The sequence below is a fragment of the Methylobacterium sp. J-026 genome, assembly GCF_022829585.1.
Classification (GTDB): Bacteria; Pseudomonadota; Alphaproteobacteria; order Rhizobiales; family Beijerinckiaceae; genus Methylobacterium.
Genome location: NZ_JAKSYC010000297.1, coordinates 1 through 6,659 on the forward strand (window position 1 = coordinate 1; position 6,659 = coordinate 6,659).

General features: G+C 69.4%; 7 protein-coding genes and 1 pseudogene. 5 read left to right on the forward strand and 3 right to left on the reverse strand.

Going from position 1 to position 6,659, the window contains the following annotated elements; translation table 11 throughout:
- From MKK69_RS25435 to MKK69_RS25445, 3 genes and pseudogenes are all read right to left on the reverse strand, one after another.
- Window positions 1-250 (reverse strand): annotated as a pseudogene (locus MKK69_RS25435) (ABC transporter permease); the annotation flags it as partial.
- Between the two features lie 277 nt (window positions 251-527).
- Entirely contained in the window at window positions 528-1,472 is a 945-nt protein-coding gene (locus tag MKK69_RS25440) for an ABC transporter permease (protein ID WP_243972570.1), read from the reverse strand.
- Window positions 1,472-2,959 carry an ABC transporter substrate-binding protein gene (locus MKK69_RS25445; protein WP_243972571.1) on the reverse strand — a complete coding sequence of 496 codons (1,488 nt, stop codon included), beginning with the start codon at window positions 2,957-2,959 and terminating at the stop codon, window positions 1,472-1,474. Before MKK69_RS25445 ends, MKK69_RS25440 begins: the two co-directional genes overlap by 1 nt.
- 443 nt (window positions 2,960-3,402) lie before the next feature.
- Between MKK69_RS25445 and MKK69_RS25450 the strand changes: the two genes are divergently transcribed.
- The 5 genes from MKK69_RS25450 to MKK69_RS25470 all read left to right on the forward strand — a co-directional run.
- Window positions 3,403-3,876, forward strand: coding sequence for a pilus assembly protein PilZ (locus MKK69_RS25450; protein ID WP_243972572.1), 474 nt, complete (start codon window positions 3,403-3,405; stop codon window positions 3,874-3,876).
- 70 nt (window positions 3,877-3,946) lie between these two features.
- Complete coding sequence (locus tag MKK69_RS25455) at window positions 3,947-4,543, forward strand: HupE/UreJ family protein (RefSeq protein ID WP_243972573.1); 597 nt, start codon at window positions 3,947-3,949, stop codon at window positions 4,541-4,543.
- A gap of 104 nt (window positions 4,544-4,647) precedes the next feature.
- A complete protein-coding gene (locus MKK69_RS25460; RefSeq protein ID WP_409564884.1) occupies window positions 4,648-4,905 on the forward strand; it encodes a winged helix-turn-helix domain-containing protein in 258 nt (85 codons plus the stop codon).
- 112 nt (window positions 4,906-5,017) lie between these two features.
- On the forward strand, window positions 5,018-5,707 hold the full coding sequence (locus MKK69_RS25465) for a metal ABC transporter permease (protein ID WP_243972574.1): 690 nt from the start codon (window positions 5,018-5,020) through the stop codon (window positions 5,705-5,707).
- A gap of 407 nt (window positions 5,708-6,114) precedes the next feature.
- A partial coding sequence (locus MKK69_RS25470) for a porin (RefSeq protein ID WP_243972575.1) occupies window positions 6,115-6,659 on the forward strand: 545 nt, incomplete at its 3' end.

Genomic DNA, 6,659 nt, shown 5'->3' on the forward strand with positions numbered 1-6,659 from the left:
AGAGGACATCGCGCCCGACCTCATCGCCGCCGAACGGGTGCGCGAGGCTGGGCGCGCCGCGGACGTTGCCCCAGTCGGTGGCGGTCGGGTCGTAGGTGGCGATCCAGGAGGCGAATACCGCCATCAGGATCAGCAGCCCGACGATGACGAGGCCCGCGATCGCGCCCCTGCGCGCGCGCAGGCGGCGCCAGAAGGCCGTGATGGTGCCGGGTTCCTGGACGAGGCCCGGGTTGCCGGTGGGCGCTGCGATGCCGGTGGTCCGTGCGCTGGTGGTTCCGGTGCTCCTCGTGCGTTTGGGTCGTTGCGCGGGTCTTTAGACCCACGCCGCCGCCCACCCCGCTCTACAGGCTAGCCTTCCCCCGTTCCCTGGACGGGGCGGGTGCGGGCAGCGCTGCGATGCCAGTGGTCTGGGCGCGGGGGGTGCCTGTGCTCCTCGGGCGCTCGCGGCGTCCCCGCCGACGTTAGCCCCACGCGCCCACCCTCCCCCGCAAAGGGGGGAGGGAGGGCGGTGCGCTTGAACATGACCCTCATGCCCGCCTCAGCTTCGGGTTCACGGCCGCGGAGAGCAGGTCGGCGGCGAGGTTGAGCACGATGTAGGTGGCGGCGGTGCAGATCACGACGCCCTGGACGGTGGCGAAGTCCCGGTTGAACACCGCGTCGACCATCAGCTTGCCGAAGCCCGGCACGGAAAAAACCTGCTCGGTGAGCACTGCCCCCGACAGGAGCTGCCCAAATTCCAGCGCCCCCAGGGTGATGATCGGGATCGCCGCGTTCGGCAGCGCGTGCCGCAGGGTCACCCGCAGCGGCGAGACGCCCTTGGCGCGCGCGGTGCGGACGTAGTCGGAGCCGAGCACGCCCAGCATCGCCGCCCGGGTGTGGCGCATCATCACCGCCGCGATGGCGTTGCCCAGCACGAAGGCCGGCATCACCATGGCGGCGAGGTTCTCGGACAAGCTCTCGAAGGGCGAGACGTAGCCCGAGGCCGGCAGCCAGCCGAGTTCCACCGAGAACAGCAGGATCAGCAGGATCCCGAGCCAGAAATTCGGCACCGACAGGCCCCAGAGGGCGATCCCGTTGGCGATCGTGTCGGCGGCCTGGCCCTGTTTGACCGCCGAGAGCACCCCCATGGGCACGCCGATGGCGAGCGCCACCAGCATGGCCAGGCACGCGAGTTCGAGCGTCACCGGCAGCTTCTCGACGATGAGTTCGGAGACCGGCTTCTGCAGGCGGATCGACTCGCCGAGGTCGCCCCGCAGCACGCCCCCGGCCCAGTAGCCGTAGCGCACCGGAAGCGGCGCATCGAGGTGGTACTTCTCGCGGATGAAGGCGATCACCTGCGGGTCGCGCTCCTCGCCGGTCAGCGCCGTGGCGACGTCCCCCGGCAGCAATTGCTGCAGGGCGAAGATGATCATCGAGGCGAGGATCAGGGTCGGGACCGCCAGGGCGAGGCGTCGGGCCAGAAACCGCAGCATCAGTTGAGCTTCAGGCCGGGAAAGCGCACGAGCCCATCCGGATAGGGCACGAAGCCCGTGAGCTTCTGGCTGTAGGCCCAGAGCAGCTTGCGGTGCAGGATGTAGATCCCCGGCCGGTCCTTCAGGACCTGATCGGCGAGCGCCTTCCAGGCGGCCTGGCGCTTCACCGGATCCACGGTGCCGCGCTCGGCCTGAAGGGCCGCGTCGGCCTCCGGGCTGCAATATTTGGGATAGTTCAGCGCCGCCTTGCAGGCGAGGAAGCTGAACGTGTTGCCGTCCGGGTCCGAGCGCCCGCTCCAGGAATAGAGCTGCGCCTCGTAATTGCCCTTGTCGGCGGCATCGAGGGCCGTGGTGAAGTCCACCGCCTGCAGCTTCACGTCGAAGCCCGCCTCCTTGGTCATCGCCTGGATCACCTGGCCCACCTGGGGCGACTCGCTGTTGGCGTAGACGGTGAGCGTGATCTGCGGGTTCGGCTTGCCGGCTTCGGCGAGCAGGGCCTTGGCTTTGGCGACGTCCCGCTTCGGGATCGGGTACGCGGCGACGTAGTTCGGGTTCTTCGGGTTGACCCACTGGTTCCCGGCCAGGAACTCGCCGTTATAGACGACCTGATTGATGGCGTTGCGGTCGAGCGCCGCCTCGAAGGCCGCACGCACCTTCGGGTCGGCCACGGGCGAGCCGGCCTTGCCGAGGTTGAACAGGACCTCCTGGAAGCCGAGTTCGGTGGTGGAGTCGAGCTTCAGCTTGGCGTCCCGCTTCACCTGCGGAACGTCGGTGGGGGCGAGCCGCTCCAACAGGTCGAGCTGCCCGGCGCGGAGGTTGGTCAGCCGCACCGTGGCGTCGGGGATCGGCCGGAACTCGATCCGCTGGATCTGGATCGCATCCTTGTTCCAGTAGTCAGGGAAGCGCTCGACCACGATCCGGTCCTGCGGCACCCGCTCCACGAACCGGTACGGACCCGCGCAGACCGGCGCGGAGGCGAACTTGTCCCCGAGCCGCTCAGCGGCCTTCGGCGAGACCATCATGCCGGCCCGGTCGGTGAATTGCGCCAGCAACGGCGCGAAGGGCTGCTTCAGGTTGATGCGGAACGTCAGGTCGTCGACCACGTCCACGGAGGCGATCGGAGCGATCTCCGAGCGGCGCTGCGAGCCCGGCATCGTCATGTGGCGCTCGATGGAATACTTGGCCGCCGCGGCGTCGAGCCTCTCGCCGTCCTGGAACAGCACCCCCGGGCGCAGGTGCATGGTCAGCGCCTTCTCGTCGGGCGAGAGTTCCCAGGCGGTCGCGAGCTGCGGCACCGGCTTCAGGTCGGGCCCGATATCCACGAGCTTGTCGCACAGGGCGGCGAAGACCATCCGGCTCGCGAAGGTGCGGGCGAGCGTCGGGTCGAGGGCGTCCGGATCCTCCATCATGCCGTAGCGCAGGGTCTGCGCGGCCGCGGGTCCGGTGAGGATCATTCCGGCGAGGAGACAGGCGGCGAGACGCACCATGGGACCGGTCCGGGTACAGGCGTGTGGCGGGGCGGGACCGGTCGCGACCGATCCGCGAGGGCGGCTGGCCATGTCGGCCCCCGCCCTGGTATGCACAATCCCAAGGCAGCATCCATGCCACACGGTCAAGGTGCATTTTGTATTCACGGTCGCGTGCGGTTCCGAACCGATCGCGTGGACGGTCGGGCGCTCGGTGTCCGAGGGGAATTTTGCGGGGTTCGCCGCAGAAATTTTCCTAGAGGTTTCACCGGGGGTCACCGGGGGATAAGCACAATTTTATCGAGCGCCTGAATTTCCCGGCAGGCTGATCCATCGCACAACGGCGCCATGTCTTGGGCGCGGCGTCGAGGGTTATGCAGGGTCGGCGGCATTTCGTCATTTTGCCTGCCTTGTGCTAGAACCGGCGCCGTCGGGATTTCTACGCGATCACCACGGACGTCTCGGTGGAGGGCATTCGCTTCCGGTCTGCACAATATCTGGCACCGGGCGAAGATCTGACCTGCAGCATCCGCCACGTCGGCCTGCTCGACGTCCGCATTGAGTGGACGGCGGGCCAGGAATTCGTCGGCTCGATCCGGGGCGGGCGGACTGCGCTCGCGGACTTGGCCGGCCAGTTCGTGACACTGGCCCGTGCCCAGGATCTCCGTCCGGAGCCGCTCCGCGTTCATGACCGCATCGTGCCGCGGCAGAAGATCGTCGAGGTCGCGCTGGAGGGCGGAAACGCCTTTCCGGGACACGTGCTCAACGTCTCGGCCTCCGGCGTGGCCTTGCTGGTGGATCGATTCCTGGCCCTCGGCACCACGATCCGGGTCGGGCGGAAGCTCGCCTGCGTCAAACGGCATTTCACGCACGGCGTCGGCGCCGCCTTCCTCGAACCCTTCGAACCGGACGCCGTCCACGAGGCGATGACCCTGTGAGCGTCGCTCTGGCCCCTCGCAGAGGGATCGGAACGGCGCTACATCTGCCCGGGATAGCGAAGGATCTCCCATGAAGCGCCTGCTCTCCGCTCCCCTCGTCGCCCTCCCGGCCGCCCTCGTGCTGTTGCCGCAGGCCGCGCTCGCCCATCCCGGCCACGGTGCGGCGACCGGTGCGGCGGCGGGGTTCCTGCACCCGCTGATGGGCGCCGACCACGTCCTGGCGATGGTCGCGGTCGGGCTGTTGGCGGCCCTGCGTGGCGGACGGGCGCTGTGGGCGCTGCCCCTGTCGTTCCTGGCGCTGATGAGCGTCGGTGCGGGGCTCGGCATGGCCGGCTTGGTGCTGCCCTATGCCGAGACCGGGATCGCGCTGTCCCTCGTGGTGTTCGGCCTCGCCACCCTCGTCGGGCTGCGGGCGCCGGTGGCGCTGCTCGCGGCCCTGGTTGGGGTCTTCGCGGTGTTCCACGGCTACGCGCACGGGGCCGAGATGCCGGAAACCGCTTCGGGCCTCTCGTTCGGCCTCGGCTTCCTGGCCGCCACCGCGCTGCTGCACGCGGCCGGGCTCGGCCTCGGGCTCGCCGGCACCCGGTTCGGCGCATCCCGCGCCGCGCCGGTTCTCGGGGTCGGTCTCGCCGCGGCGGGTGTCGCGCTGCTGGCGCTGCCGGTCTGAGCCCGACGGATCCAACGCCCGCGGGGCCCGCGCCTCGGCTGAGCATCAGCATCGATCTCGAGCCGGGTCACCGGCTCGGGCCCGGCAAGGTGCGGCTCCTAGAGATGATCGCCGAACACGGCTCCATCTCGGGGGCCGGCCGGTCTCTCGGCATGTCGTACCGGCGGGCGTGGCTGCTGGTCGAGGCGATGAATAACGGCTTCGGCCGCCCGGTCGTCGAGGCCCAGATCGGCGGCCGGGCCGGCGGCGGCGCCCGGCTCTCGGTCTTCGGCACGGAGGTCGTGGCCCAGTACCGCGCCCTCGAGGCGGCCGCTGCGCTGGCCGCCGCGCCGTTCCTGGCCCGGCTCGGGCGCACCGACTGATCGCCCGTTTGCGGACGACGTCGCGATGTCACAGGTTCGCCGGGGCTGACGGGGGCGATCCCAGCCCCAGGTCCCGTGCGCCGCACCGATTCCGGTGGCGCGAGGAACCAATATGTCGAAACTTCCGATTCTTGCCCTGGCCGGCCTGATGGCCACCGTCGCCGGGGCCCAGGCCGCGCCGAAGGTGGAGCGCCTGCGCGGGACAATCGAGGCGGTCAAGGACGGCGGCTTCACGCTGAAGACCCTCGACGGCAAGTCCGAGTCCATGATGCTGGCCCCCGACGCCAGGGTGTCCTGGGTCGTCCCGGCCAATCTGGACCAGATCAAGGACGGCGTCTTCATCGGCACGGCCACCAAGGGCGAGCCCCCGGTGGCTTTGGAGGTCGTGCTGTTCCCCGAGGCGATGCGCGGTACCGGCGAGGGTCATTACGACTGGGACATGATCCCCGATCACACGGCCGGCGGCACCAAGGTGAAGACCGCCATGACCAACGGCACCGTGTCGACCGAGGCCCGCGCGACCGCGCCCGACGCCCCGCGGGTCAAGAGCACGATGACCAACGGCACCGTGACGGCCAGTGGCGGCGCTGCGGAGCGGACGCTGACCGTGGATTACGGCAAGGGCCAGTCCATCCAGATCCTGGTTCCGCCCCAGGCCCCGGTCGTCAGCTTCGCGCCGGCCGACGCCTCGGCTCTCACCCCGGGCGCCAAAGCATTCGTCGTGGTCGCGCGTGAGGACGATGGTCACATGACGGCCCGCCGGGTCGCCGTCGGCAAAGACGGTCTGACGCCGCCGATGTAAGCCGGCAATGTAACCGAACGTTCGACACCGGTGCCCGCAGACGTCGTCCGCTTCGGCGGGCACCGCTTACGAATCGGCCGACTCGCGAATACCGGCCCCCGGCTATTCGAGTCCGAAAACGCGCCGGAAACCCCGGCCGAATTGGCCCATACCGGCCGGATAAAGGCCAAAGCCGCCCGAGATTGTTGCCAGGCGGCAACATCGCTTCGGAACTGCCGGAGCAGACACGAATCCACGTTGCCGGCCGAAACCCGTTCGCACATGGTGAAGGTGCACGGGGGCATCGCCAAGCGAGAGCCCGCAGGAGCCTGCCGATAAGACGCAGGCCCAACTCTACAAAACGTGCGGCTAGATCCGGTCAACCGGGCACGTCCGCATCATTGGGTCTCGAAGCTTTGGAGATATCTATGAAGCTCTTGAAGGGCTCGCTGCTCGGGTCCGCCGCCGCCTTCGCGGCGGTGGGTGCCGCGCACGCCGCCGACCTCCCGGTCAAGAAGGCGGTGCCGATCGAGTACGTCCGCGTCTGCACCGCCTACGGTGCCGGCTTCTTCTACATCCCGGGCCCCGACACCTGCCTGCGTATCTCGGGCCGCGCCCGGTTCGAGGGTGGCTACCAGACCAGCTACACCCGCCAGGCCGGCGCTGCCGGTGACACGTCGGGCTACCAGGGCCGGATGCGCATCAACCTCGATGCCCGCACCCAGACCGCCTACGGCACCCTGCGCGCCTTCGTGCGCCTCGATGCCGGCGCCCGCACCGGCTATTCCGGCGTCGGCACCTCCGGCACCCAGCAGCGCATCGGCCAGGCCTACCCGGGCATCGGCACCGACAGCTTCGGCCGCGACCAGCAGTTCATGAACGTCGACAAGGCGTTCATCCAGTTCGCCGGGCTCACCGCCGGTCGCGCGTCGTCGTTCTTCGACTTCTACGCCCACGACTTCGAGTTCGCCGG

Coding starts and splice junctions, on each gene's coding strand:
- MKK69_RS25440 (WP_243972570.1), bottom strand. CDS start 1,472: ATGCTGCGGTTTCTGGCCCGACGCCTCGCCCTGGCGGTCCCGACCCTG.
- MKK69_RS25455 (WP_243972573.1), top strand. CDS start 3,947: ATGAAGCGCCTGCTCTCCGCTCCCCTCGTCGCCCTCCCGGCCGCCCTC.
- MKK69_RS25445 (WP_243972571.1), bottom strand. CDS start 2,959: ATGGTGCGTCTCGCCGCCTGTCTCCTCGCCGGAATGATCCTCACCGGA.
- MKK69_RS25465 (WP_243972574.1), top strand. CDS start 5,018: ATGTCGAAACTTCCGATTCTTGCCCTGGCCGGCCTGATGGCCACCGTC.
- MKK69_RS25460 (WP_409564884.1), top strand. CDS start 4,648: ATGATCGCCGAACACGGCTCCATCTCGGGGGCCGGCCGGTCTCTCGGC.